25 protein-coding genes and 1 rRNA gene are annotated in these 24,850 nt (G+C 71.4%); 13 read left to right on the plus strand and 13 right to left on the minus strand.

Translation table 11 applies throughout. The features are described from left to right. From VF746_04155 to VF746_04175, 5 genes are all read right to left on the minus strand, one after another. A 16S ribosomal RNA gene (locus VF746_04155) occupies nucleotides 1–362 on the minus strand; the annotation flags it as partial. Between the two features lie 324 nt (nucleotides 363–686). After that, entirely contained in the window at nucleotides 687–929 is a 243-nt protein-coding gene (locus VF746_04160) for a hypothetical protein (protein HEX8691592.1), read from the minus strand. A gap of 311 nt (nucleotides 930–1,240) precedes the next feature. Then, on the minus strand, nucleotides 1,241–3,052 hold the full coding sequence (typA, locus tag VF746_04165) for a translational GTPase TypA (GenBank protein ID HEX8691593.1): 1,812 nt from the start codon (nucleotides 3,050–3,052) through the stop codon (nucleotides 1,241–1,243). Between the two features lie 247 nt (nucleotides 3,053–3,299). Next, nucleotides 3,300–3,800: an SH3 domain-containing protein gene (locus tag VF746_04170; protein HEX8691594.1), complete on the minus strand. Its 501-nt coding sequence runs from the start codon at nucleotides 3,798–3,800 to the stop codon at nucleotides 3,300–3,302. Between the two features lie 222 nt (nucleotides 3,801–4,022). Then, nucleotides 4,023–4,268, minus strand: coding sequence for a hypothetical protein (locus VF746_04175; protein ID HEX8691595.1), 246 nt, complete (start codon nucleotides 4,266–4,268; stop codon nucleotides 4,023–4,025). Between the two features lie 259 nt (nucleotides 4,269–4,527). Here VF746_04175 and VF746_04180 point away from each other — a divergent pair, with 259 nt between their 5' ends. Then, nucleotides 4,528–4,764, plus strand: a complete 237-nt coding sequence (locus VF746_04180; protein ID HEX8691596.1) for a hypothetical protein — start codon at nucleotides 4,528–4,530, stop codon at nucleotides 4,762–4,764. A 150-nt stretch (nucleotides 4,765–4,914) separates the two neighbouring features. Here the strand turns inward: VF746_04180 and speB are convergent, their stop codons facing one another. Together speB and VF746_04190 are read right to left on the minus strand one after the other, a co-directional pair. Further along, entirely contained in the window at nucleotides 4,915–5,859 is a 945-nt protein-coding gene (gene speB, locus VF746_04185) for an agmatinase (GenBank protein HEX8691597.1), read from the minus strand. Between the two features lie 164 nt (nucleotides 5,860–6,023). Further along, the gene (locus VF746_04190; protein HEX8691598.1) at nucleotides 6,024–7,145 is read right to left on the minus strand and encodes an ABC transporter permease; all 1,122 of its coding nucleotides are present in this window, start codon (nucleotides 7,143–7,145) and stop codon (nucleotides 6,024–6,026) included. Nucleotides 7,146–7,369: 224 nt separating this feature from the next. Here VF746_04190 and VF746_04195 point away from each other — a divergent pair, with 224 nt between their 5' ends. From VF746_04195 to VF746_04205, 3 genes are all read left to right on the plus strand, one after another. Beyond that, entirely contained in the window at nucleotides 7,370–7,696 is a 327-nt protein-coding gene (locus VF746_04195; protein ID HEX8691599.1) for a hypothetical protein, read from the plus strand. 408 nt (nucleotides 7,697–8,104) lie between these two features. Then, complete coding sequence (locus VF746_04200) at nucleotides 8,105–8,230, plus strand: hypothetical protein (protein ID HEX8691600.1); 126 nt, start codon at nucleotides 8,105–8,107, stop codon at nucleotides 8,228–8,230. Nucleotides 8,231–8,984: 754 nt separating this feature from the next. Then, a complete protein-coding gene (locus VF746_04205) occupies nucleotides 8,985–9,161 on the plus strand; it encodes a hypothetical protein (GenBank protein HEX8691601.1) in 177 nt (58 codons plus the stop codon). A gap of 155 nt (nucleotides 9,162–9,316) precedes the next feature. On the opposite strand, the gene VF746_04210 is transcribed toward VF746_04205, so the two are convergent. The 6 genes from VF746_04210 to VF746_04235 all read right to left on the minus strand — a co-directional run bounded on the left by VF746_04210 (nucleotide 9,317) and on the right by VF746_04235 (nucleotide 14,565). Further along, a complete protein-coding gene (locus VF746_04210; protein HEX8691602.1) occupies nucleotides 9,317–9,448 on the minus strand; it encodes a hypothetical protein in 132 nt (43 codons plus the stop codon). A gap of 9 nt (nucleotides 9,449–9,457) precedes the next feature. Then, a complete protein-coding gene (locus VF746_04215) occupies nucleotides 9,458–11,107 on the minus strand; it encodes a glycosyl hydrolase family 28-related protein (protein HEX8691603.1) in 1,650 nt (549 codons plus the stop codon). Nucleotides 11,108–11,390: 283 nt separating this feature from the next. Beyond that, nucleotides 11,391–11,903 (minus strand): Fur family transcriptional regulator, encoded by a 513-nt coding sequence (locus VF746_04220; protein ID HEX8691604.1) that lies wholly within the window; start codon nucleotides 11,901–11,903, stop codon nucleotides 11,391–11,393. Nucleotides 11,904–11,964: 61 nt separating this feature from the next. Next, on the minus strand, nucleotides 11,965–12,414 hold the full coding sequence (locus VF746_04225) for a hypothetical protein (protein HEX8691605.1): 450 nt from the start codon (nucleotides 12,412–12,414) through the stop codon (nucleotides 11,965–11,967). A gap of 40 nt (nucleotides 12,415–12,454) precedes the next feature. Next, nucleotides 12,455–13,318: a carboxypeptidase-like regulatory domain-containing protein gene (locus tag VF746_04230; GenBank protein ID HEX8691606.1), complete on the minus strand. Its 864-nt coding sequence runs from the start codon at nucleotides 13,316–13,318 to the stop codon at nucleotides 12,455–12,457. A 131-nt stretch (nucleotides 13,319–13,449) separates the two neighbouring features. Then, a complete protein-coding gene (locus VF746_04235; protein ID HEX8691607.1) occupies nucleotides 13,450–14,565 on the minus strand; it encodes a hypothetical protein in 1,116 nt (371 codons plus the stop codon). A gap of 269 nt (nucleotides 14,566–14,834) precedes the next feature. Here VF746_04235 and speA point away from each other — a divergent pair, with 269 nt between their 5' ends. The 9 genes from speA (at nucleotide 14,835) to VF746_04280 (ending at nucleotide 24,722) form a co-directional block, all read left to right on the plus strand. Further along, nucleotides 14,835–16,736, plus strand: a complete 1,902-nt coding sequence (gene speA / locus VF746_04240) for a biosynthetic arginine decarboxylase (GenBank protein ID HEX8691608.1) — start codon at nucleotides 14,835–14,837, stop codon at nucleotides 16,734–16,736. Between the two features lie 183 nt (nucleotides 16,737–16,919). Next, the gene (locus VF746_04245; GenBank protein ID HEX8691609.1) at nucleotides 16,920–17,306 is read left to right on the plus strand and encodes a GxxExxY protein; all 387 of its coding nucleotides are present in this window, start codon (nucleotides 16,920–16,922) and stop codon (nucleotides 17,304–17,306) included. A gap of 187 nt (nucleotides 17,307–17,493) precedes the next feature. Further along, entirely contained in the window at nucleotides 17,494–17,895 is a 402-nt protein-coding gene (locus VF746_04250) for a carboxymuconolactone decarboxylase family protein (GenBank protein ID HEX8691610.1), read from the plus strand. After that, nucleotides 17,892–19,031, plus strand: a complete 1,140-nt coding sequence (locus VF746_04255) for an aminotransferase class V-fold PLP-dependent enzyme (protein ID HEX8691611.1) — start codon at nucleotides 17,892–17,894, stop codon at nucleotides 19,029–19,031. Before VF746_04250 ends, VF746_04255 begins: the two co-directional genes overlap by 4 nt. A gap of 496 nt (nucleotides 19,032–19,527) precedes the next feature. After that, nucleotides 19,528–20,058: a hypothetical protein gene (locus VF746_04260; GenBank protein ID HEX8691612.1), complete on the plus strand. Its 531-nt coding sequence runs from the start codon at nucleotides 19,528–19,530 to the stop codon at nucleotides 20,056–20,058. A 5-nt stretch (nucleotides 20,059–20,063) separates the two neighbouring features. Beyond that, nucleotides 20,064–20,582 (plus strand): hypothetical protein, encoded by a 519-nt coding sequence (locus tag VF746_04265; protein ID HEX8691613.1) that lies wholly within the window; start codon nucleotides 20,064–20,066, stop codon nucleotides 20,580–20,582. Between the two features lie 60 nt (nucleotides 20,583–20,642). Beyond that, nucleotides 20,643–21,497 carry a hypothetical protein gene (locus VF746_04270; protein ID HEX8691614.1) on the plus strand — a complete coding sequence of 285 codons (855 nt, stop codon included), beginning with the start codon at nucleotides 20,643–20,645 and terminating at the stop codon, nucleotides 21,495–21,497. Then, nucleotides 21,494–22,117: a hypothetical protein gene (locus tag VF746_04275; protein HEX8691615.1), complete on the plus strand. Its 624-nt coding sequence runs from the start codon at nucleotides 21,494–21,496 to the stop codon at nucleotides 22,115–22,117. Before VF746_04270 ends, VF746_04275 begins: the two co-directional genes overlap by 4 nt. Nucleotides 22,118–22,121: 4 nt before the next feature. Then, on the plus strand, nucleotides 22,122–24,722 hold the full coding sequence (locus VF746_04280; GenBank protein HEX8691616.1) for a carboxypeptidase-like regulatory domain-containing protein: 2,601 nt from the start codon (nucleotides 22,122–22,124) through the stop codon (nucleotides 24,720–24,722). The last annotated feature ends 128 nt before the right edge of the window (nucleotides 24,723–24,850 follow it).

The following is a 24,850-nucleotide window of genomic DNA, read 5'->3' on the forward strand; positions in this document are numbered from 1 at the left end:
CACTGCTGCCTCCCGTAGGAGTCTGGGCCGTATCTCAGTCCCAATGTGGCCGATCATCCTCTCAGATCGGCTACGCGTCGTCGGCTTGGTGGGCCGTTACCCCACCAACTACCTGATACGCCGCGAGCCCCTCTATGAGCGGTGCCTTGCAGCACCTTTCCTCTCCAGCCCAATCGAGCCGAAGAGCGTATGCGGTATTAGCCCGGGTTTCCCCGGGTTATCCCCCACCCACAGGCAGGTTGCTCACGTGTTACGCACCCGTTCGCCACTGAACCAGCCCCGAAGGACTGATCCCGTACGACTTGCATGTGTTAAGCGCGCCGCCAGCGTTCGTCCTGAGCCAGGATCAAACTCTCCATTAGAGAACTCGATTAGCTCCGTGAACGAACGACTGTTGTCGTTCATTCGGAATTTACCTTTGACAGTGCCTCTGGTGCTCATCGCACCGTACCGGGAGAAGGTATGCTCCCGGCGAGGCCCACACGGACATCCCACACCCTGGTTTTCAATCAGCGTTCGCGAGCCGTGCTCGCGGGCAAGGCGAGAATTATAAAAGGGTTGGGCCCTCGCGTCAACCCCTGTTTCCCATCTTTTCGGGGGGCGAAAGCGGCCGGCGCCCGCGGGTGCCGCGGGCGCCGGTTTTCCACCGTCGGGGACCACCTCGGGAGGGGGGATGCCGGCCGGGCTCAGACTTCTTCGTCTTCGTCGTCCTCCCAGGCCTCGTCCTCGTCCCACTCGTCGTCTTCCTCGTCCCAGTCGTCGTCGTCGTCCCAGTCGTCTTCGTCCTCGAGGTCGTCTTCCTCGTCCCAGCCTTCCTCGCGCTCCCCGTCCCACTCCTCCTCTTCGCCCTCTTCCTCGAAGCGGGCGACGAGCACCTCCGCGAGGTCCAGCTCCTCGACGACCGCCGGGTGAGCCATCAGGTTCGGCATTCCGAAGTCTCCTTGGTGGACGGATTCGATGGTGGTCCCCTCCGGGCGGACACAGAGTGCCGACCCGGCCCCGTTCGGCGGGAAAGTAAACCGCTCCCCGGAGGTGTCAAGGCCTTTGTTTCACGCTTCGCGCCTAACGGATCGCCAGCCGCCCTCCGGCGGTCCCGCCGCGCTCCGCACACTCCGGACCCGGGGCGGGACAGTGCGAGGGCGCGGGGTGCGAGGTGCGAAGTGCCCGGGAACCGAAGACGGAGAGCCCCTCTCCCGGTCGTCGCCGGGAGAGGGGCTCGTGTTGTGGGCGGAAAGACCGTCTACGAGGCCGCGCGCGAGGCCTTCTTGCGGTCGTTGGCGTTCAGCAGGCGCTTGCGCAGGCGCAGCGACTTCGGCGTGACCTCGATCAGCTCGTCGTCGGCGATGTAGCCGAGCGCGTCCTCCAGCGTCATCTGGCGCGGGGGCTCCAGCAGCACGTTCTCGTCGCTGCCGGCGGCGCGGATGTTGGTCAGCTTCTTCTCCTTGCAGACGTTGACCTCCATGTCGCCCGGGCGCGCGTTCTCGCCCACGATCATCCCCTCGTACACGGGCACGCCCGGCGGGATGAAGAACCTGCCGCGCTCCTGCAGGTTGAAGATCGAGTACGGCACCGCGTCGCCCGTCATCATGCTCACCATCACGCCGCGGCTGCGGGTGCTCATGGCGCCCACGTACGGCCCGTACTCCAGGAAGCGGTGGTGCAGCGTCCCCTCGCCGCGCGTGACGGTGAGGAACTCGCTGCGGTAGCCGAACAGCGCACGCGCCGGGGCCCGGTACACCAGGCGCACCAGCCCGCCGCCGGGGTTCTTCATCTCCAGCATCTCGCCGCGGCGCTGCCCGAGCTCCTGGATCACCGGCCCCATCAGCGTCTCGGGAACGTCGATGGTGACCTCCTCGTACGGCTCCTGGAGCTGGCCCGTGGGGCTCTTCTTGAGGATCACGCGCGGGCGGCTGACGGCGAACTCGTAGCCCTCGCGCCGCATGGTCTCCATCAGGATCCCCAGGTGCAGCTCGCCGCGGCCCGAGACGGTGAGCGTGTCGGGACTGTCGGTCTCCTCCACGCGCAGCGCCACGTTGCTCTCCAGCTCCCTGAAGAGCCGGTCGCGCACCTGGCGGCTGGTGACGTACTTCCCCTCTCGGCCCGCGAAGGGCGAGTTGTTCACCATGATGTCCACCGAGACGGTGGGCTCCTCCACGCGGATCCCCTCCAGCGCCTCGGGGTGCTCGGCGTCGCACACGGTGGCGCCGATCTCGACGTCGGTGAGGCCGGCCAGCGCCACGATGTCGCCGGCGGAGGCGGCGTCGGTCTCGTGCCGCTCCAGGCCGTCGAAGGTGAAGAGCTTGCTGATCTTCGCCTTCACCGCGGACTCCTCGCCGTGCGAGACCAGGACGACAGTGTCGCCCACGCGCCCGGTGCCGCGCTCGATGCGGCCGATGGCCAGGCGCCCCAGGTACGGCGAGTAGTCGATGGTGGAGACCAGCATCTGGAACGGCCCCTCGCCCGCCGTCGGCGCGGGGATGGTCTCCAGGATCGCCTCGAAGAGCGGCGTGAGGTCCTTCCGCTCGTCGCCGGTGCTCCGCATCGCCACGCCCTCGCGGCCCACGGCGTAGAGGAAGGGGCAGTCGAGCTGGTGGTCGTCGGCCTCCAGCTCCATGAACAGCTCCAGCACCTCGTCGTGCACGCGGTGCGGGTCGGCGTCGCCGCGGTCGATCTTGTTGATGACCACCACGGGCTGCAGCCCCAGCTCCAGCGCCTTGCGGGTGACGAAGCGGGTCTGCGGCATCGGCCCCTCGGCGGCGTCGACCAGCAGGATGACGCCGTCGACCATGCGCAGGATGCGCTCGACCTCGCCGCCGAAGTCGGAGTGACCCGGGGTGTCGACGATGTTGATCTTGGTCTGCCCCCACCGCACCGACAGGTTCTTGGCGAGGATGGTGATCCCCCGCTCGCGCTCGAGCGGGTTGGAGTCCATCACGCGCTCCTGCACCTGCTGGTTCTCGCGGAAGGTGCCGGCCTGGCGGAGCATGTGGTCGACCAGCGTCGTCTTCCCGTGGTCGACGTGGGCGATGATGGCGATGTTGCGGATCTGCATGGATCTACTGTCTGCATAGGGGACAGGGGACAGGTTACAGGGGACAGCCACCGCGGCATCCGCTCAGATTCCTACCGCCGTCCTCGAACGAAAGTCCTGATTCAGCAAAGAAAGACGGGCGCCTCGCCAGGAGGTGCCCGGTCCACATGGAGCCATGTAAGATAGCGAAAAACCTGCCCTGGGTCCACCCCTGGCGGGTGGCGAGCGGCCGGAGCGTACCGTCGAGAAGCGCGCTACGCGCCGCGGCTCACGGCGCGGGCGGACCGGGCGGATCAGACCGCACCGTGGTGCCGGCACGGTATACGTATCCCCGGACGACGCCCTGGTCCCCGAAGAGAACGGACCACCCGCGGCCGTCCTGCGGCCCCACCGTGATCTCCTCCCCGGCGGCAAGGGTGAAGAGGACGCGGTGGCCGGTCCCGGGCCCGGCGCGGACGTTCAGCCGGTGGTGGACGTACCGCGTGACGGATGCATCGGGCACCGCGAGCGGCTCCCCGACCGCCGCCGCTCTCCCTCCCGTCATTGCTGCGGCGTCGGCGGTGGTCGCCATGGTCTCGACGACTTCGGGTCCGGCGACCATCGCCCGCGCGACCTCCAGGCGGGCCGGGCCTCCGCGCAGGCCGGGCGCGGCGGCGGTGATCGTCCCGGAGACCACCGGGAGGCGCACGGGAATCACGCGCTGCGCGAGCGCCTCCGTCGTACCGACGGCCGCCACGGCCAGCACGAGCCAGAAAGAAAACCGTTTCATGAAGAACCCCATTCCGCGATAGGCTATGAAAGGACGAGCACCCTCTCCCTTCAATCTAACCCTATCGCTCTCCCCGCGCTCGATTCCGTTCCCGGAGCGGTTCGCGCGCGCGCCTGACTCGAGATGGCGAGCCAAATAATTGGAAAGCAACGGCTTGCGTAGACGCTACAGAATACCAGAACTGCGTGAGGCTTTGACAGCAACTGCGACGGCACTACGACACTACGACGGCCGGTCGCGGGCCGACTTGATCTCCCGCAGGAGGTCCTCGTCCGACAGTGATTCCTCCCAGCCGGCCGGGAGCTCCAGCTCGACCGTCCGCTCGCCGCCGCTGGGGGTGCACACCACGCGGTAGCGGTCGGTGCCCTCCACGCGCGCGGCGTCGTCCTTCGTCCCGTCGTCCCCGGCGTCCGACAGGCCCGCGTAGGCCTGCGTGCAGGTCCAGGTGGTCCCCTCTCCGTCCGTCACCTCGCGCGGCATCCGTCCCCCTCTCGCTCGTCGTCCGTTTCGCGGTCCGCGCGGCGCAACGCGAGAGCCGGGCCAGCGGCGGGAGCGATGGTAATGCTGGGACGGAGACGTAGACATATGAATTTATTGACGTATTATACGTGTAGACGTAAGTTGTACAGTGCCCCCTCTCGACACGGAACGCCGCCTACGCGAAGCGCGCCGCGTCCTCTCCCCTCAGGCTGCCATCCACCTGGCGGCTCTCCCCTCGGAGGTTCCCATGAAGAAGCTGCGGCTGGACATCGAAGCTCTCGACGTCGAAACGTTCGACACCACCGAGGCCGAGCCGAAGGAGAAGGGGACCGTCTTCGCGAACAGCCTGAACCCCAACTGCGGACATACGCCCGATACGGTTTGTCTGTACTCGGGTGACGGATGCATCCCCTGGTCGCAATCGCCGTACTGCGACCCAACCTATACGTGCAACACGGCTACCGATTGTACCTACGCGCAGTGAGCCGAAGCACGCCGGGAACTGCGGTGATGACGAGAGCCGCCGGACCCACCCGGCGGCTCTTCTCGTCCGTACACACTTGAAGGGCCGATCCGAAGGAGTAGGGCTTTCGTTTACGGAAGCTCAATGCGACGCCAGAAGAGGAATCGCGCGTCACGGGCTCCGCTGCTTCTCAGCCAGCCAGCGGTAGCCCACCATCTTGTAGACCAGCTTGGCGGCCACGAAGTCGGGCGCGGCGTTGCCGCCGATCGGCGCCAGCTCCACCACGTCGGCGGCGACGACGCTCCGCTCGGTGAAGACGCGGCGCAGCAGCTTCATCGTGGGATACCAGGTCAGCCCGCCCGGCTCCGGAGTCCCGGTGGCCGGCATCAGCGAGGGGTCGAAGTAGTCGACGTCGAAGGTGACGTAGACGTGCTCGCCGAGAGCCTCCATCGCCCGGTCGATCCACGCCTCGTTGTCCCACATCTCGTCGGCGAAGATGGTGGTGACGCTCCCCTCGCGCTCGCGGATGAGCTGCCGCTCCTCGCCGGTGATGGCGCGGATACCGACCTGCACCAGGTTCGCGCAGTCGATGCAGCGCGCCATCACCGAGGCGTGCGAGAAGGGCGAGCCCTCGTACTCCAGGCGCAGGTCGCCGTGCGCGTCGAACTGGAGGATGGAGAGGCGCGCGCCCTCGGGGAGCCGCGCGGCCGCCGCCTGCACGGGCGCGCTGGTGATGGAGTGCTCGCCGCCCAGGATGATCGTCAGCCGCTCGCCCGCGGCTGCGAACACCGCGTCGCACGCCCGGCGCAGCTCGCCCACGGCGGCCTCGGGGCCGGCGGCGGAGAGGTGCAGCGCCGGCAGCGTGCAGACGCCGATCCCGGGGCCCGGCTCGGCGTCCAGCTCCTGGTCGTACAGCTCGATGTAGCGGCTGGCCTCCAGGATCGCCTGCGGGCCCAGCCGGGTGCCGCCCTGGTAGCTGACGGTGGCCTCGTACGGCACGGGGAGGATCACCACGCCCGCGCGCTCCCAGGTGCCGGCCTCGCCCTCCAGCCCCAGGAAGTTGCGCGGCAGCTCCCAGGGCAGCTCCGCCAGGGACGCGGGGATGTCGTTGCTCATCGTCGGTTCGGACGCTTCGGGTGCCGGAAATCGGAACGGCGACGAAAAGAAGCGCTGCGGCCCCCGCCGTCAACCGCTTTCCCACGCGGGACCGGCAGGGTCCACCGGAGGGTTCTCCGACGACTCTGCCGGCTCTGCGCGCCCGACGTTTTCCGGTTCTGGCCTCACTCGACCCGCAGCGCCACGGCCGGGTCCACCCGCGCCGCACGGCGGGCCGGGCCCCAGCCGGCCAGGAGGACGACCGCGGCGAGGAGCGCCGCCACCCCCGCGTAGGTGGCCGGGTCGCCGGGTGGGACGCCGTAGAGCAGGCCGCGCAGCAGCCCGGAGACCCAGAACGCCGCCAGCAGGCCCAGCGCGAGCCCCGCGGCCGTGACCGCGAGCCCCTGTCTGAGCACCAGCAGCACCACGTCGCGGCCGCGCGCGCCCAGCGCCATGCGGATGCCGAACTCGCGGGTGCGGCGCGCGGCGCCGTACGCGGCGATCCCGTACAGCCCCACGCTGGCCAGGACCAGCGCCAGCACGCCGCACGCCCCCACCAGCCGGCCCGCCAGGCGCGCCGGGAAGAGCGAGAAGCGGATCGTCCGCCGCATCAGGTCGGCCTCGGCCGGGAGGTCGGGGTCCACCGCCCACACCTCGCGCCGGAGCGGCGCCAGCAGCGCGGCGGGGTCGCCCGCGGCGCGCGCATGCAGCACCAGCGCGGTGGGCGGCAGTCGCAGCCGCTCCTCCTGCGCCAGTGAGAAGTAGACGTAGGGGAGCGCCCGCTCGCCCAGGCCGCGGTACTTCGCGTCGCGCGCCACGCCCACCACCTCGAACTCCGCCCCGCGCACCGAGAAGCGGCGGCCGAGCGGGTCGCGGCCGGGCCAGAAGCGCCGCGCCATCGCCTCGCCCACCACCGCCGCGCCCGGCGCGCCGGCGTCGTCGCGCGCGGCGAGGTCGCGCCCGGCCAGGAGCGGGATGCCGAGCGCGGCCAGGTAGCCGGGGCTCACCACGTTGTAGGCCACGCGCGCGCTGTCCGCCGCCGCGCCCGCCGCGAAGACGGCGGGGACCTCGTCGCCCGCGGGGCCCAGGAGGGTGAAGCGGACCAGCGCGGCGTGCTCCACCCCGGGGAGCGCGCGCGCCCGGCGCAGCAGCTCCGCCGAGACGGCCTCCGCCCGCGCGGCGCCGTAGCCCAGGAGCGCGGGGTCGGTGGTCACCAGGGCGACCCGGTCCGCGTCGAAGCCCACCTCGACCGAGGCCGCGCGCCGGAGCCCGCGCACCAGGAGCCCCGTCGCCACCAGCAGGAGCACGGAGAGGGCGATCTGCCCGGCGGAGCGCGGCGCGCAGGCGGCCCGGGCGCCCCGCCCCGGCCGGGTCGCCGCGCAGCGCCGCCATCAGCTCCAGGGGCCGCACCCGGAGCGCCGGGGCCGCCCCCGCCAGCGCGCCGGCCAGGAGGGAGACGCCCACGGCGTACACCGCCACGCGGGCGTCCACCCCCAGGTCGAGCGCCAGGGGGAGCCCGATCGGCGGGAGCATGCGCACGAACAGCGTGGTGAGCGCGCGGCCGGCGGCCACCCCCACCGCGCCGGCGGCCAGCCCCAGGAGGAGGGTCTCGGCCAGGAGCTGCGCGGCCAGCCGCCCCCGCGTGGCGCCGAGCGAGGAGCGGATCGCCATCTCCCGCCCGCGCGCCGTGGCCCGGGCCAGCAGCAGCCCGGCCAGGTTGGCGCACGCCACCAGCAGCACCAGCCCCGCCACCCCCGAGAGCAGCGCCAGGAAGGGGGTGACGAACCGCCGGACGAACGGCGGCACCCCCGTGGTGCCGGTGAGGGTGACGCCCTTGCCGCGGTTGGTCTCGGGGTAGGCGCGCTCGAGCTGGGCGGCCAGGAGGCCGAGGTCGGCCTCGGCCCGGCGGCGGTCCACGCCCGGGCGCAGGCGGCCCACGGCGTTCAGGAACTGCGACTCGCGGCGGTCCAGCGCGTCGGCGCCGGGGAGCACGGCGGGCTGCAGCGCCAGCGGGATCCAGAGGTCGGTGCCGATCCCGGTGAACGTCCCCGTGAAGCGCTCCGGCGCCACCCCCACCACCGCGAACGGGTGCCCGTTGACGGCGACCTCGCGGCCGAGGACGCGGGGATCGCCGCCGAAGCGCGCCCTCCAGAGCCGCTCCCCGATCACCAGCGGCGGCGTGGTCCCGGAGGCGGGTGCGTCGTCCTCGGCCGTAAAGAAGCGCCCGAGCGCGGGCCGCACGCCCAGGACGCCGAAGTAGCCGGCGGTGACCAGCGAGGCGGGGACCGCGCGGGCGCCGTCGCGCGAGGTGCGCAGGCTCACCTGGACGCCGGGGACGGTGAACGCCGCCGTCCCCGAGAAGACGCGGTTGTGGTCGCGGAAGTACGCGTAGTCCGGGTAGGAGAGGTTGCGCCACGGCTCGTCGCGGCGCCGCTCGTAGACGCTCACCAGCGCGCCGGGGTCCTCCACCGGGAGCGGCCGCAGCAGCAGGCCGTTGACGATGCTGAACACCGCCACGTTGGCCGCGATCCCCAGCCCCAGCGGCACCACCGCCAGGAGCGAGAAGGCGGGAGACCGGCGGAGCGTGCGGGCCGCGTCGGCGGCCTCGCGCCACAGTGCGTGCATCTGCGCCTCCAAAGTCCGGATTCGACCGACGTCCCGGCGCCGCCGGCGGGACGAGCAAGTGCAAACCACTTTGAAGTGCAGAGTACTCGACAGAGACGAGGTTCGCAAGGTCCATGGGTTAGAGGCGCGCCGCTATCCGGTAGAACGCGGGCTCTACCGGCGGCGGGGCCGGATCGGCTCCGCCTCGGCGAAATTGTTTCCCCCCAACATCTTGCGGTAAAATAAACCGGGGCACGCCCGCTGCATTGGAAGTGCGGCGCCCGAGTCGTTCACCACGTGGCCCGCGGACGTCCCGCTCCCATCCCGACAGGTGTGGTGGTCGAGGCGGCCCTCAAGGCGACCGACACCATCGAGTAACCTCGACGCGGCTCCTTCGTCCCCCCGCGCCACCGGCTCCGCCGCGGCGAGCGGCGGGATCTCATGACCACCTCCTCTCCGTCAGGCGGCGGACCCTGCCGGGCCGCAGCCCGCGATCCAGATACACCCGTACCCACTCACCCCCCAATCCGGAGTCTACCCACATGTCTCAGCACGAGATGGATTCGGTGCAGCCCCAGGCGAACGCCGGCGAGCTGTCGGAGAACGAGCTGGAGGCGGTCGCCGGCGGCAACATCCTCGAGGACATCGACAACGCGATCAAGACGGCGATCGTGACGACGACCGTGGCGATCCTCGACGCGACCGGCGTCCTCGACTGACCGGGCGAAGCTCCTTCGTCCCGGCGGAGCGGGGGGCGGCTGCAAGGCCGCTCCCCGCTTCTTTCTTTTCCGCGCGGGTGCTTTCGTACGCTCCAAAGCAGAGGGGCGGCGCCGCTGCCGCGGTGCCGCCCCGATCGCCGGACGAGGAGAAGAGCTCAGGCCACTTCCATCACCGGGCAGGCAAGGCCCTCGTACTTGATGGTCACGCCCGCGGCCTGGCAGTCGCCGCAGAGGCCGTAGATCTCCAGGCGGTGGCGGGTGGGGAGGAAGCCGTGCTGGCGGGCCACCGCCGCCGGTCAGCTGATGCTGTTGTAGACCGGGACGAATCCGAGACTGGCGCCGGCCGCGTCGAAGATCTCGACCTTCCTTACCACCGAGCCCGGCGTGGACGCCGCGACGGCGTTCTCCACCGCCAGCCGCGCCACGGACGTCTTGTCCTTCGCGTGGATCAGGTTGCCTGCCACGACCGGCGCCTGGAACACCAGGTCCGCCAGGTCCCCGTCGAAATACACGGTGTTGCCGGTGAGGTTGCTGTTCCCCCACGGGTTCTGGATGCGCACCTTCCCCGAGCGCAGGTACAGCTCGCACCCGACCACCTGGCTGGCGGCGTCGGCCGTGGTGTCGATCAGGTACCCGCTGGCGCCGGGCGTCGCGCCCAGGTACGAATCCGGCGTCGGCACCACGTCGATCGTGCAGCCGACCAGGGTGGCGTGCGAGGGCGCGTTCGGGACCCGGTCCAGGTAGACGCGCGGGTCGGTGAGCGACCACGCCGAGTAGGCGTGCAGCCGCATCCCCGAGATGGATACCTGATTGCGCAGCACCACCGGGTACTCCTCGATGTCGCCGTGGAACTCGAAGTCGGTAAGCTGTGCGACCACGTTGATGGCATAGCGGTACGGCCCCGTGAGCCCCTCGGCCTGGTGCTCGCGCCAGGTCGAGGTCAGGTGCGAATCCACCTTGATGTTGGCGCACCCGGCCAGGAGCAGCGCGGGCCCGGCGAGACCGGCCAGCACGTTGGCGCCGCTCATGGTGCACACCGTCATGGAGCTGTCGCCGGTGAACATGGGGTACTGCGACCCGGCGGGCCGGTGCACCGACGCGAGGTTGAAGATGTTGCCCGCGGTGTAGACCGCGGCCGTGTCGGCGATCACGTAGACGTCGCGGTAGTCGCAGACCTCGGAGCAGTAGTTGTAGATCCCCACGGTGCCCTTCCCACCGTTCGCCGTGGCGCTGGAGCGGAGCTGGATGACGACGTTGGAGAGGTCGACGTTCCCCGCCTGCGCCGCGAAGCCGTTGATGGAGACGCGGGCCATCAGGATCCCCACCGTCGAGGGGTTCGCCATCCCCACCACGTCCAGCTGCAGGTCGCGGACGCTGGCGAAGCGCGTGCCCACCATCTCGATGATCGCGTGGCCGGCTCCGGTGTCGCCGCGGATCACCGTCTCGAAGCGTCCGGAGCCCTGGAGGTTCACCTGGCCCGGGTTCCCGCAGTCCAGCGGCTGCGTGACGCGGTACACCCCGGGAGGGAAGAAGACAATCGCGCCGCCGCTGCCGGACCCGTACTGCGACGTCTTCGTCACCGCGCGCAGCGCGGCCGCGATGGCGGGGTAGTCGTCCGCGACGCCGTCGGCCACGGCGCCCCACCACTGGGGAACCACGTGCTCCACGCGGTTGGGCCTCACGCTTCCTCCCGCGCTCGGGTCGAACACCTGGTACACGCCGGCATCCAGGCCGCCGTTCAGCGTGACCACGACGTTCGCGTCCGGCTTGAGCTTCGCCCCCTGCTCGAAGCGGACGTCCGAAGCGAGGGTGAGATTCGAACCGATCCGGTACGTCCCCCGCGGCACGTACACGGTGCCGCCCGCGCCGTCCGCGGCCGCGAAAGCCGCGCGGTCGTCCGCGGTTCCGTTTCCGGCCGCCCCGTGGGTCTTCACGTCCTGGAACATCGGCCTGCCTCCCGGTAAAGGGCTGTCGAGCGGGTGCATCTCCCGTCGGCGCCGACGCTGCAGCCGCCGTCATCCGGCAGAATGCCCCCGAACGCCGGAAGGCCCCGGCCTGCAGCTGCGCAGGCGGGGCCTTCTGGTTCGGATCTGCTTCGGAAATTGGCCCGTCCGGCCGGCGGCGTCAACCGGCTCGCCGTGCTCTTTCGGCAGCCCGGCGGGGCGCGAAGGAAAGAGGCGCCGGATTCGCTCCGGCGCCTCCTCCGTCCACGCTTCCCGAGCCGTGGAATCAAGCCACTTCCATCACCGGGCAGGCGAGGCCCTCGTACTTGATGGTCACCCCCGCCGCCTGGCAGTCGCCGCAGAGGCCGTAGATCTCCAGGCGGTGGCGGGTGGGGAGGAAGCCGTGCTGGCGGGCCACCTCGTCCTGGATGCGCTCCACCTCGGGGCGCTGGAACTCCACCACCTTGCGGCAGTGGGTGCACACCAGGTGCTCGTGCCCGGGGCGCTGCCCGAAGAGGTGCTCGTAGCGCTTGAAGCCGTCGCCGAAGTCGTGGTCCTCCACCAGGCCGCTGCGCACCAGGATCTCCATGGTGCGGTAGATGGTGGCCTTGCCGATGCGCTCGCCGCGCTCCTTCAGGCGGGCCTCGATCTCCTCCACCGAGAGGTGCTCGCGCGAGTTGAACACCACGTCGGCCACCACCTCGCGCTGCTGCGTGACCGGGAGCCCCTGCTGCCGCAGGTAGCGCCGGAACAGGTGCAGGTAGGGCGAGGTGGCGGCGATGGATGCGTGTGCGGACATTCCCGTCTCCTGAGATTCCCGCGGACGGGTGAATCCGTCCGGACACCGGGCCTAACGATAATTATTCTCGATTGTCCCGGTCAACGACCCCGGCGCCGAGCTCCTCCACGAGCCCCCACCAGGCCTCCGCGTCGCGGCCGGTGTCGCGGATGTCGGGAGGCGCGGGGTCGCCCTCCAGCCGCCGCACCACGCCGTCGATGATGCGGTCCACCCGGTCGGGGGGCACGGTCCCCTGCTCCTCCAGCCGGTCGGCGCGCGTGGTCTTCCCCTTCTCGGCGAGCGCCTCGTAGCGGAGCGTGTAGATGGCGAGCCGCTCCCGGTCCGCCTCCCCGTCGGCGGGGGCGACCACGAGCACCGCCAGCCCGCTCTCCTTGGCGCCGATCATCCGCGGGGGGAAGACCCACACCTGCTCCACGCGCTCGGGCGGGATGCGGTCGACGACGGCGGCCAGCGCCGCGCCCAGGTTGGGGTTGCGCGCGTCCGGCTCGGGCTGCGGGAGGGGGGGAAGCATCCGGGTCAGGCGCGGGGTGCGCGGCGGGCGGACGGGCGGCTCACGGCCCCGCCGGGGAGCGGCCGCCCGGCGCGGCCGCGACCGCCGCGGACTTGCCGGCGCCCGCCGGCCGGGCCGGACCGGCCGCCGCGGGCTTGGACGGCGCGCCGGCGCCGCCGCGGGTCCAGAGGGCCACCACGCCGCAGGAGGCGCGGCCGCCGTTGTACGCCGCCGGGACGTTGCCGGCGAAGAGGAGCACCTCCTCCACCTCGCCGGGCGGGAAGACGTCGGGCGAGCCGACGCCCGGGTGCAGGACGCCGTCGACGTAGTACGCCGGGACGCAGTCCGGCGGCGCGGGGCCGCCGTCCGGCGGGTCCGGCCGCACGCCCGCCAGCGCCCGCCGGAAGCGCACCTCCGCCCCGTGCGGCCCCTGCACCAGCACCACCTCGGGCGCCTTCTCCAGCAGGTCGGTGAGCCGCGCCGGCGCCGTGGCGGCGATCACCGCGCGCGGGATGCGGCGGCCGAGGGGTCCGGGCCCGGGGACGCCGCCCGGGCCGGCGAGCTTCTGCTTCCCCGCCACGCCCGGGAGCGCCAGCGGCTCGCGCTCCAGGGTCACCTCCAGCACGGTGGCGCGGCCGGGCGCCACCAGCACCCCCGGCGCCGCGCCCCGGTAGTCCAGCCGCGTCAGCTTGAAGGCGTACCATCCCGGCGCCAGCCCCGCCACCTCCGCGCGCCCCGCCGAGTCCGTCCACGCCCGCGGGCGGCCGTCCACCTGCACCGCGGCGCCCCGCAGCGGCGCGCCGCGCTCGTCCGTCACCTTCAGCCGCACGGCGCCGCCGGCCTGCGCCCCCGCCCCCGCCGGAAGCGCGAGCGCCGCCGCGAGCAGCGACGCGAGGCAGAGTCTCGGACCTGGAAGGACGCGCATGGAAGCTCGCGGGAAGAGGGTTCCCGACAGTACGACGGTTGCGCGAAAAGCCGTCCACTCCACGTCAATAAACGATTCCGGTAGCACGATCAGGACGGCTCCCGGAACGCCGGCTCCCTGCCCTCCCCGACTCAGCCGACCCCGACCGCCTGCTCCTGGCGCGCGGCCTCCTCCATCTCCACGTAGTGCCGCAGCACGTGCAGGAAGTCCTGCGCGTTGGTGATGACGCCGAACGCCTGGTGGGTGCCGCGGTCCTTGAGCTTGCTGACGACGAACTCGGACGAGTCCACGCAGATGGTGGGGAGCGGCCGCACCTCGCCCGTCTCCTCGCGGTAGACGTAGGACGGGAGCATGTTGCCGGTGGCGATGGAGTGCAGCGCCGTGGCGATCATGATCACCCCCGTGGCCCGGCGGGTGTGCTCCTTCATCACCTCCTGGCACTCGATGACGTCGGTGAGGGTGTCGGGGAGGGGCCCGTCGTCGCGGATGGAGCCGGCGAGGACGAAGGGGACGTCGGAGGTCACGCAGGCGTGCATGATCCCGTCGCCGATGATCCCCTGCTCGACGGCCGCGCGGATGGAGCCCGCCGCGCGCACCCGGTTGATGGCGCGCATGTGGAAGGCGTGGCCGCCCTCGACGGGGACGCCGCGGCTGTTCATCCCCAGCGTGGTGCCCATGGTGCACGCCTCGATGTCGTGCACCGCCACCGCGTTGCCGCCGAAGAGCACCCCCACGTAGCCGTTGCGGACGAACCAGGAGAGCGTGTCGCGCCCGCGCGAGTGGAGCACCGCCGGGCCCACCACCCAGATGAAGTGCCCGCCGCGCTCCCGCTCGTCCACCAGCACCCGCGCCATCTCGGGGTAGTCGGTGGGCTTCTCGCGGGAGACCTCGGAGGACATGAACTTGAACTCGCCCTCGGGCCCCATGTCGGGGTCGCCCATGAGCCCGGTGGCGTGGACGAAGATCCCCTCCGAGCCGTCCTCGGCGAAGCCCATGGCCACCGGCTGCCCGGCGCGGACGTAGCGCCCCTCCAGCACGCGCGGCACGCCGTCGGGGTCCAGCACCAGCGCCGAGTCCATGCGCGGGTCGCGCGGCAGCCTCCACTCGCCGCCGACCTTCACGTACGTCGGCAGGTTGGTGGTGGAGAAGAAGCCCTCCGGGAGCACCCCGTCGGCGGGGGCGGGCCGGAACGCGGCGTCGGGCGCGTCCTGGAACCGCGGTTGCGAGAGGTCGGGGGGACGGTACACGGGGATGAGTGCGAAAGTGCGAAAGTGCGAAAGTGTGTTAGTCCTTAGTGCTTAGTGCTCAGTCCTTCGTGGGCCTGCCGGTCCGTCAGGACTGAGGACTAAGGACTAACGCACTAAAACACTTCCGGTCGCCCGAAAGCTATCGCTCCCCCGGGCGACGGATCAAGCCGGGGCGCCGTCCACTTTCGCACTCCCGCACTCTCGCACTTTCGCACCGGGGGTGAAGTGCGCAGATTCACCGCCCTTCCCATCAGCCGAAGGAGGCCGAGATCGCCAGCAAGTGGACCATCGACGATTCCCGCGAGCTGTACAACCTGGAGGGGTGGGGGATCGGCTACTTCGAAGTCAACGAGAAGGGCCACGTCACCGTCCATCCCACCAAGGACAAGGGGCGGGGGATCGACCTCTTCGAGTTCGCCATGGACATGGCGGAGCAGGGGATCCAGCTCCCCCTGCTGCTGCGCTTCTCCGACATCCTGCGCACGCGCATCGAGACGCTCACGCAGAAGTTCAACAACGCCATCGAGGAGTTCGGCTACGAGGGCGCCTACACCACCGTCTACCCGATCAAGGTCAACCAGCAGCGCCACGTGGTGGAGGAGATCGCCGCCTTCGGGCACCCCTACGGCGCGGGGCTCGAGGTGGGGAGCAAGCCGGAGCTGATGGGCGTGCTCGCCCTCACCGAGCGCACCGACCACCTGATCGTCTGCAACGGCTACAAGGACGAGGAGTACGTCCGCCTGGCGCTCATGGGGCAGAAGCTCGGCCACGTGGTGCTGATCGTGGTGGAGAAGATCAACGAGGTCGACACCATCCTGCGCGTGGCCGCCGACATGGACGTGGAGCCCACCATCGGCGTGCGCATCAAGCTCTCCACGTCGGGCGTGGGGCGCTGGTCGGAGAGCGCGGGCGAGAAGAGCAAGTTCGGGCTCAACTCGGCGCAGCTGGTGAAGGTGCTGGAGAAGCTGGAGGCGGCGGGGAAGAAGGACACCCTCAAGCTCATCCACTTCCACCTGGGCTCGCAGATCCCCGACATCCGCAACATCAAGCTGGGGATGGCCGAGGTGGCGCGCTACTACGTGGAGCTGCGCCAGCTGGGCGTCGACGTGCAGTACGTGGACGTGGGCGGCGGCCTGGGGGTGGACTACGACGGCTCGCGCTCCACCTCGCACGCCAGCGTCAACTACTCGATCCAGGAGTACGCCAACGACATCATCTACTCGCTGGCCGAGGAGTGCCGCGAGAACGAGGTGCCGATGCCGCACGTGATCAGCGAGAGCGGCCGCGCGCTCACCGCGCACCACGCCCTGCTGCTGATCAACGTGATCGACCTGGAGACGCAGGCGCCCGACGTCCCGCCCGGCGGGGTGGACGAAGACGCGCACGCCGTGGTGCAGGAGCTGGCCGCCACCTACCGCGAGCTCGACTCGCGCAACCTGCGCGAGGTGTACCACGACGCCAGCTTCGCCAAGGACCAGATGCAGCAGCACTTCAACTCGGGGACCATGTCGCTGGCCGAGCGCGCCCTGGCCGAGCGCTACTGGCTGGCCATCATGAACCGGGTGGCGGTGCTGGCGGCCGAGGACCCCGAGGAGTACGAGGACATCCTCCCCGAGCTGGAGGGGGTGCTGATCGACCGCTACTTCTGCAACTTCTCGCTCTTCCAGAGCCTGCCCGACTCCTGGGCCATCGACCAGCTCTTCCCGATCATGCCGATCCACCGCCTGGGCGAGGAGCCCAGTCGGCGGGGGACGCTGCAGGACATGACCTGCGACTCCGACGGCAAGATCGACCAGTTCGTGGGGTGGCGGAAGGCCAAGCCCTCCCTGGAGCTGCACTCCTTCCGCCCCGACGAGCCGTACATCCTGGGGATCTTTCTCACCGGCGCCTACCAGGAGATCCTGGGCGACCTGCACAACCTGTTCGGCGACACCAACGCCGTGCACGTGCGCCTCACCGACACGGGCTACGAGATCGGCGACCTGGTGCACGGCGACACGGTGACGGAGGTGCTCAACTACGTGCAGTTCAGCTCGTCGGACCTGGTGGCGACCTTCCGCAAGAAGGTGCAGAACGCCCGCCTGAAGCGCGCCGAGGCCAACACCTTCATCGCCGACTACGTGGAGGGCCTGGCTGGGTACACCTACCTCGAGGGAGACGGGTCGGAGTAGGGTGGCGGGTACGTTATTCTCACACAGAGGACACAGAGAACACAGAGAGAAAATCTCTAGCAGTTCTCTGTAGTCGTCTGTGTGAGATTTGCTGTCCTTCAATCATACTTGTCGCTCTTGTACGCAGAAGCTTACATTCCGAACATCCGGCATCATCCCTTATCCGCCCTCGCATTCAACGCCATGCACGACCCCAACGTCGTTACAGGAGAGATCGTCGATGCAGCCTACGACCTGCACACCCGGCTCGGCCCGGGTCTGCTTGAATCCGTGTACGAAGCGCTGCTCGCCCGCGCGCTGGAGCGGAGGGGTTTACAGGTAGAGCGCCAGAAGCCGGTTTCGTTCGAGTTCGACGGCATGCGGTTCGAAGAGGGCTTCCGCGCCGATCTGCTCGTGGACGGCCGAGTGCTGGTCGAACTGAAATCAATCGAGAAGCTTGCTCCCGTACACGCGAAGCAGGTGCTCACCTACTTGCGCCTCCTCGATCTTCCGGTCGGCCTGCTGATCAACTTCGGCGCCGCCAAGCTACAGGAAGGACTGCGTCGAATCTCGAACTTTCAGACGCGCTGAGTTCAGATATCGGCTAGAGGCAGGGTCGAATTGATCTCACACAGAGGAAACAGAGGACACAGAGAGAAAATCTTTATGCAGTTCTCCGTGTTCTCTGTGTCCTCTGTGTGAGGCTTTGGCTGTTCTTGACGGTAGCATGGGCGCGGCGGCAAGTTGCGCGCTCCCTTCCGCCTGGAGCTAAGCGACGATGGCCGACCGCCTGGAGGAGTTCCGCGTTTTCCGCGAGCGCATGAACGAGCGCATCCTGGAAGCCGGCAACCTGGAGATCAAGCGCTTCTTCGCGCTCGACAGCCGCTGCTACGAGCCCGGCGCGCTCGACGCCAGGACCAAGGAGCTGCTGGGCCTGGTCGCCTCGCTGGTGCTGCGCTGCGACGACTGCGTCACCTACCACATGGTCCGCTGCAAGGAAGAAGGGGTGAGCGACCCCGAGTTCTTCGAGGCCCTGAGCGTGGGCCTCGTCGTCGGCGGCTCCATCGTCATCCCCCACCTGCGCCGCGCCGTCGACACGCTCGACCAGCTCAATGCGCAGGCCGCCGGCGAGGAGCGCGCGGCCGAGCTCACCGGCGGCGCCGAGGAGGTGGACGCATGAGCGCCGTCCCGCACGCGGAACTCGAGCGCTGGCGGAGCGAGTTCCCCATCCTGCAGACCCGCACCTACCTCAACTCCTGCTCGCTCGGCGCCCTGTCGCGGCGCGGGATGGGGTACCTGGGCGAGTACCAGGCGCTCTGGAACACCCTGGGCGCCAGCGCCTGGTACGAGCTGTGGATGGGCCGCGTCGACCAGCTGAAATCGGCCGTCGCCGCCATGTGGAACGCCAGGGAGAGCGAGATCGCCCTCTCCCCCAGCGTCTCCGGCGCGCTGTCGTCGATCGCCTCCGCCATCGACTATCGCGAGCGCAACCGCGTCGTCGTCGCCGAGCTGGACTTCCCCACCCTGGTGTACCAGTGGCTCGCCCGCCCCGACGTCGAGGTGGTCCGCGTCCCCAGCGACGACGGCATCGGCGTGCCGCCAGAGCGCTGGGCCGAGTACGTCGACGAGAGGACGGCGCTGGTCGCCACCAGCCACGTCTTCTACGGCACCGGCTACGTGCAGGACCTGGCGCCGATCGCCCGGGCCGCCCGCGGCGCCGGCGCCCTCTTCCTGGTCGACGGCTACCAGGCCGCCGGGCAGCTCCCCGTCGACCCCCGCTCCGCCGACGCCGACGTGTACGTGGCCGGCCCGCTCAAGTGGCTGCTGGGCGGCCCCGGCCTGGCCTTCCTCTGGGTGCGCGAGGAGCGCATCGAGAGCCTGCGCCCCACCATGGCCTCGTGGTTCGGCGCGCGCGACCAGTTCACCTTCCGCGTCGACGAGCTGGAGTTCCGCGACGACGCCGGCCGCTTCTCGCTGGGCACCCCCGCCGTCCCCACCGTCTACACGGCGCTCGGCGGGCTGGAGGTCTTCGCCGAGGCGGGTGAACAAAAAATTTACACCCGCATCGCCGCGCTCACCGAGCACCTGGTCGGCCTCTGCCGGGACGCCGGCTTCGAGCTGAAGACCGCCGCCGACCCCGCGCGCCGCTCCGGGATCGTCCTGGTGAAGCACCACGACGCCCCCGGCGCCGTGCGCCGCCTGGCCCAGCGGGGGATCATCGTGGACTACCGCGCCGGCTACGTGCGCGTCTCCCCGCACTTCTACAACACCCCCGCCGAGAACGAGGCCTGCGTCGCCGCCCTGCGCGAGGGCTGAGTTCCCGTTCGGGAACACGAACCGCAAAGCCTCACGCAGAGGGAGCGGAGAGCTTCAGGATTTCGTCTGCTTCGCTGACGACCTCTGCGCGAGGAATTCTTTTTGGGTTCAGGGGTGATCGGCCGCGGGAGGTCGCGGTGCCACCCGATCCCGTAGCAGATCCCCTCTCGCGTTTCGCCCGAACTTCTGCGTTCCGCGCCATCCGCGCCGCTTCTCGCGCCCTTCCGCACACGTCTGGACGAGCCGGCGCATTTTCGCGCCCTTTCGGCCATAAGCACATGATTTGTTCCCGTTCAGGAACGAGCCATGTTCCCGAAACGGAACAGACTCGCGGTAGAAAGGTGTTTTCACCCCGTATAAATTCTTGCCGCCGCACGATTTTCAGACGCACGCCGTTCGGCACAGGCGTTGCCCCTACCCGGGGCCGGCTCGGACGCAGGCCCCTCTCCGCCACACCGTCCGCGATCACACCCCTCCACATACCAGGAGCCCCACGATGAAGAAGCTCAGCCTCGCGCTGGCCGCGCTCGCGCTGGCCCTGCCGGCCGCCGCCCGTGCGCAGACCGCGACCGCCACGGTGAACGCCTCGGCCACGGTGGTCGCCAGCCTGACCGCCGCCACCACGCACCAGCTCAAGTTCGGCACCCTGGCGCTGGGCGCCAGCTCCACGCTGGCCTCCAGCGGCGCCAGCCAGGCCGCCCTCTCGGGACTCACCACCGCGGGTCTCGGCCAGATCCAGGTGGGGCACAACTCCAGCGTGGGCGTCACCGCCACCGTCCCCGCGGTGCTCACCAACGCGCTCACCGGCACCACCCTCGGCTTCTCGGCCTCGTGCGCCACGGCCACCACCAGCGGCGGCTCCGGCACCGCGGTGGCGAGCTGCGCCTCGTTCTCGTTCACGGCCGCCGCCCCCGGCACCGTGCAGAGCACCTACGTGCTGGTCGGCGGCACCGTCACCGGCAGCGCGGCCGCCGGGATCGGCACCTTCGAGGGCGACCTGGCCTTCACCTTCACCGCCACCAACTGAGGCGCGTGGCGGCGGCGGACCCCGGGCGCCCGCGCGCCCCGCGGCGCCGCCGCGGGACCGGGGCGCGGCTCCTGGCCGCGCTCCTGGTCCTGCTCGCGTCTCCGGCCGCCGCCCAGAGCAGGCTCTCGCTCACCGTGCTCCCGCGGCAGGGGCTGCAGTTCGGCACCCTCACCGCGGGGGCGCCCACGGTGGTGAGCCCGCTCGACGCCTCGCGGCGCGCCACCCTGGAGCTGGTGGGCTCGGGCTCCGTCACCGTCACCTTCGGCCTCCCCGCGGCGATGACGGCCGGCAGCCAGACGCTCCCCCTCCTCTTCGGCCCCGGCGACGGGAGGATCACCTTCTTCAAGTCCGGCAAGGTGATCGAGTTCGACCCGGGCGCGCCGTTCACCTTCCACATCCCGCCGGGGCTGGGGGGCGCGTACCTCCACCTGGGCGGCAGCGCCCGGCCCGGCGCCATGCAGCCGCCCGGCGCGTACACGGCCACCATCACCGTCAACGTGGTGGTCGCGAGCTCCACCACGTAGCTTTCGTCGGCGGCTGCGACGGCCGCCGCCGAGTCACCAGAGAAGGAACCAGGCAGAACGATGGCGGGACCCCCGATCCGGAACCGGCTCACGCGCCTCGCCGCGCCCCTCCTCGCCGCCCTCGCGATCCTCGTCGCCGGCGCGCGCGAGGCGAGGGCCGTCTCGGTGAGCCCCACGGCGCTCTACATCGACAGCCGCACCCGGACGGGGATCCTCACCCTGCACAACCCGGGGACGCTGCCGGAAGAGGTCACCATCGACTTCGCCTACGGCTACCCGCAGTCCGACTCGGCCGGCAACGTCGTGGTCCCCCTCACCCTGCAGCCGGCCGCGGGCGAGCCCTCGGCGCTGGCGTGGATGCGCGCCTTCCCGCGCCGCCTCCTCCTGCAGCCCGGCCAGCGGCAGGTGGTGCGGGTGATGGTGGAGCCCCCGGCCGACCTGGCCGACGGCGAGTACTGGTCGCGCCTGGTGATCAGCTCGCGCGGCGGCCAGCCCCCGATCGAGCAGACTCAAGGGGACCTGCGCCTGCAGCTCAACGTCACCACCACGCTGGTGATCGCCGCCAACTACCGGAAGGGCGACGTCCGCACCGGCGTGACCCTCGCCGCCGCCGCGGCCCGGCGCCAGGGCGGCGACGTGGCGCTCGAGGTGGGGCTGGAGCGCACCGGCAACGCCGCCTTCCTGGGGCGGATGACCGCCGAGGTGGTGGACGCGCGCGGCACCGTGGTCGGCACCGTCTACGACGACCTGGCCGTCTACCGCGCCATGCGCCGCCGGGTGGCCATCCCCGTGGCCGCCGAGGCGCAGGGGCCGCTCACGGTGCGCATCACCATCAACACCGAGCGCGAAGACCTCCCGCCGGGCGGCGCGCTCCCGGCCGACGCCATCACCCGCCAGGTCTCCGTCGCGCCATGAGCCCGTCCGGCCGCCTCGCCCTCTTCCTCCTCCCGGCCGCCCTGGCGGCGGCCGGCGGGGCGGGGCGCGCGGCCGCCCAGGCCCAGGCGCCCTTGCGCGCGGTGGCCAACGTGAACGCCAGCGTGCGGGTGGCGCCCCCGCCGATCCTGCTCGAGTCCACGCGCGACCTGTACTTCGGCTACGTGGGCCCGGGCGACGTGGTCACCGTCCCCGCGCGGCCGCCGTACACGGCCGGCACCTGGTCGGCCGGGGTGCGCTTCAGCAACCTGCGCAAGACGGTGCGCTACGGGATCCGGCTCACCCTGCCCACGGCGATCAGCAACGGCTCGGTCAACCTCCCGGTGAGCTGGAGCGGCGCCCAGTACGGCTGGCTCTGCGTCTGGAACGCGACGACGTCCACCGCCGCCAGCTGCGACGCCCAGCAGACCACGTACGACCCGTCGGTGCACTCCGGCTCGGGGCCGTACCTCACGCTGGACTTGCCGAACAACACGCCGCAGAACAACGTGTTCGCGGCGGACGTCTACGTCGGCGGGCGGCTCACCGTCCCCGCCGCCCAGCCGCTCCCGCCGGGCACCTACTCCGCGCCGCTCACGGTCACCATCACGGTCCTCAACTAGCCCCATGCGCAGGCGCCGGCTCCCGCGCGCGGGCGCGCTCCTGCTGGGCGCCTGCGCGCTCGCGCTTCGGCCCGCCCCTCTCCCTTCCCAGGAGCAGGGGCTGTTCGAATTGCGGCTCACCGCGCTGCCGGGGACGCAGACCGTGGTGGTCCTCCTCGACCCGCAGGGGCAGCCGCTCGTCCCCCTGCGCCCCGTCCTCGAGTACCTGCAGATCCCCGCCAGCGAGCGCGGCGACACCCTGGCGCTGGAGTGGCCCCCCGGCGTCTGGAGCACCCGCGTGCACCTCCCCACCCGCACCGTCCGCTCGGGCGAGGCCACCGTGGTCGTCCCGGAAGCGGAGTGGCTGCGCCGCGAGGGCGAGGTCTACCTCTCCCCGGGCGCGCTCGGCCGCGTGCTGGCCGGCGAGGTGAGCGTGGACTGGGAGAACCTGTCGATCCTGCTGGGCGGCCGGGCCGACTACCCCGTGGTGGCCCGCGCCAACGCCGCCGCCCGCCGCGAGGGCGAGCGGAGGGTGGGCGGCGGCGCGCTGCTGCGGGGCGAGGAGCCCGACGTCGCCTACCCGTCGCGCACGGGGGGCGTCACCGCCGGGTGGGGGGTGTCGGGGACGTGGACGGAAGAGGCCACGCAGGGGAGCGCGCGCGCCGCGCTGGGCGTGGCGCTCCTGGGCGGCGCGCTGGAGGGGGGCGCCACCGCGCTCTTCGGCGGGCAGGAGGGGGCCGCGCGCGTGGCCGACCCGTACGCGCAGTACGCGCGCGCCTTTCCCGGGAGCCGCTGGATCCGCCAGGTGCAGCTGGGCGACGTGCTGAGCGACGGGCTGGTCACCCGCCCCTTCTTCGGCGTGGCCGCCAGCAACGAGCCGCTCTACCAGCCCCAGTTCTTCGGCGAGGCGCTCGTGCGCCCCGTGGTCCCCGCCGGGTGGGAGTACGAGGTCTACCAGGGCGAGTACCTGGTGGGCGTCTCCACGCAGGGCGCGCAGGAGCCGGTCGCCACCCCGATCGGCTACGGCACCACGCCCGTGCGCGTGCGGCTGATCGGCCCCGCGGGACAGGAGCGGGTGGAGGAGCTGACCTTCCTGGTCCCCGCCGTCCAGGTGCCCGCGGGCGACTGGCGCTGGTTCGCGGGCGCCGGCGTCTGCCGCGACGAGAGCTGCTCGCGCTTCGGCTACCTGGACGTGCGCCGCGGCCTCCTGCCGAGCCTCACCCTGGGCGTCGGCGCCGACCACCTCGCGCGGGGCGACAGCGCGGGCACCGTCGAGACGCGGCCCTACGGGATCCTGGCCTGGAACCCCTTCCCCTCGCTGCGGACGGAGCTGCGCGGGCGGGCGGGATCGCTCCTCCACGCCACCATCCAGCAGTACCGGCGCTACGGCGGCTGGCAGCTCTCCGGCGGGTGGCGGCGCGAGACCGAGCTGGCGCCAGGCACCTGGTTCGCCGAGGGGGTGAGCACCTGGCGCGTGGGCGCCCTCTCGCGCACCTACCCGCTCTCGCTGCAGGCGCGCGTGCGGGGAGACGAGCCCGGGCGCGCGGACGCCTGGCAGGTGGCGATGGGCTCGGGGCTCGGGCGCGCGCGCTTCACCGCCAGTTACGAGAGCGGCTTCCAGGAGCGCGACGTGCTGAGCCTGCAGGCGTACGCCTTCGCCTCGCGCCGCTGGATGAACCGGCTGCGCGACGTGAACGTGAACGCCCGGGTGGACGTGGCGGGCGGCGGCGCCCTGGAGCAGGCGTCGCTGGGCACCACCTTCCGCCCGGGCGAGGCCAGCAGCGTCACCGCCAGCTTCGTCTGGTACGGCGGCGGCCGCCCGCCCGGACTGGCGATCGCGATGGTCACGCGCACCCCCTCCGCCTTCTTCCAGGCCAACACCTTCCGCGACCGCGCCCGCACCGGGGCGTTCGCGAGCGCGGGCGGCGGCGTGGCGTGGAACCCGGGCGTCGGCCTCCTCTCCAGCCCCTTCGAGACGCTGGGCCGCGCCGGGGTGAGCGGCGTCGTCTTCTTCGACGAGGACGGCGACGGCGTGCGCGACCCCGGCGAGCCGCTCGCCCCCCAAGTCCCGGTGGTGATCGGCGGCGAGCGCGCGGTGTCGGACCGGGCGGGGCGCTACCGCGCCTGGGGCCTCCTCCCCTACGCCGTGCTCAACCTGGGCGTCGACACCCTGAGCGTGGCCGACCCCGAGCTGGCGCCCGCCGTCGCCGAGTACCTGCTGCGCCCCGCGCCGAACCTCTACACCCCGCGCGACCTCCCCGTCCTGCGCACGCGCGAGGCGTCCGGCCGGGTGAGCTGGCGGGGCCGGCCGGGCCCGCTGGCCGGCATCACCGTCGAGGCGCGCCGCGAGGGAGCGCAGGAGCCGCTGCGCGCCGTCACCTTCAGCGACGGCGAGTTCTACTTCGCGCGCCTCCCCGCCGGCCGCTACACGCTCACCGTCGCCGCCAGCTCGCTGCAGGCGCTCGGCGCCGCGCCCGAGGCCGGGGCGCTCACCTTCGACGTCCCCGCCGCGGGCCGGAACGCCTCCGTCGCCCTGCCGCCGCTGTACCTCCGCCGCGCTGGAGAGCCCGCGCCCCGCCCCGCCCCCTCCCCTGCCCCGCCGCCCTCCGCGCCGCCACGGCGGTGACGCGTTTCTGGACACCTGCTCACAAGTCGTTGATCCGTAAAGACTTGCAGGTCGAGGAAAATCCCTCCCGTCCGGATCCGCTACCGGAAGACTCCGGACACAGCACGATCTAACAGATTGTCGATCAA

The organism is Longimicrobium sp. (assembly GCA_036389795.1).
GTDB lineage: Bacteria > Gemmatimonadota > Gemmatimonadetes > Longimicrobiales > Longimicrobiaceae > Longimicrobium.

Bases quoted from the DNA above. Each gene is read 5' to 3' on its own strand.
- VF746_04160 (HEX8691592.1), bottom strand. From the start codon at position 929: ATGCCGAACCTGATGGCTCACCCGGCGGTCGTCGAGGAGCTGGACCTC.
- typA (HEX8691593.1), bottom strand. From the start codon at position 3,052: ATGCAGATCCGCAACATCGCCATCATCGCCCACGTCGACCACGGGAAG.
- VF746_04170 (HEX8691594.1), bottom strand. From the start codon at position 3,800: ATGAAACGGTTTTCTTTCTGGCTCGTGCTGGCCGTGGCGGCCGTCGGT.
- VF746_04180 (HEX8691596.1), top strand. From the start codon at position 4,528: ATGAAGAAGCTGCGGCTGGACATCGAAGCTCTCGACGTCGAAACGTTC.
- speB (HEX8691597.1), bottom strand. From the start codon at position 5,859: ATGAGCAACGACATCCCCGCGTCCCTGGCGGAGCTGCCCTGGGAGCTG.
- VF746_04195 (HEX8691599.1), top strand. From the start codon at position 7,370: ATGCGCACGAACAGCGTGGTGAGCGCGCGGCCGGCGGCCACCCCCACC.
- VF746_04205 (HEX8691601.1), top strand. From the start codon at position 8,985: ATGTCTCAGCACGAGATGGATTCGGTGCAGCCCCAGGCGAACGCCGGC.
- VF746_04215 (HEX8691603.1), bottom strand. From the start codon at position 11,107: ATGTTCCAGGACGTGAAGACCCACGGGGCGGCCGGAAACGGAACCGCG.
- VF746_04220 (HEX8691604.1), bottom strand. From the start codon at position 11,903: ATGTCCGCACACGCATCCATCGCCGCCACCTCGCCCTACCTGCACCTG.
- VF746_04225 (HEX8691605.1), bottom strand. From the start codon at position 12,414: ATGCTTCCCCCCCTCCCGCAGCCCGAGCCGGACGCGCGCAACCCCAAC.
- VF746_04230 (HEX8691606.1), bottom strand. From the start codon at position 13,318: ATGCGCGTCCTTCCAGGTCCGAGACTCTGCCTCGCGTCGCTGCTCGCG.
- VF746_04245 (HEX8691609.1), top strand. From the start codon at position 16,920: ATGCACGACCCCAACGTCGTTACAGGAGAGATCGTCGATGCAGCCTAC.
- VF746_04250 (HEX8691610.1), top strand. From the start codon at position 17,494: ATGGCCGACCGCCTGGAGGAGTTCCGCGTTTTCCGCGAGCGCATGAAC.
- VF746_04255 (HEX8691611.1), top strand. From the start codon at position 17,892: ATGAGCGCCGTCCCGCACGCGGAACTCGAGCGCTGGCGGAGCGAGTTC.
- VF746_04260 (HEX8691612.1), top strand. From the start codon at position 19,528: ATGAAGAAGCTCAGCCTCGCGCTGGCCGCGCTCGCGCTGGCCCTGCCG.
- VF746_04270 (HEX8691614.1), top strand. From the start codon at position 20,643: ATGGCGGGACCCCCGATCCGGAACCGGCTCACGCGCCTCGCCGCGCCC.
- VF746_04275 (HEX8691615.1), top strand. From the start codon at position 21,494: ATGAGCCCGTCCGGCCGCCTCGCCCTCTTCCTCCTCCCGGCCGCCCTG.
- VF746_04280 (HEX8691616.1), top strand. From the start codon at position 22,122: ATGCGCAGGCGCCGGCTCCCGCGCGCGGGCGCGCTCCTGCTGGGCGCC.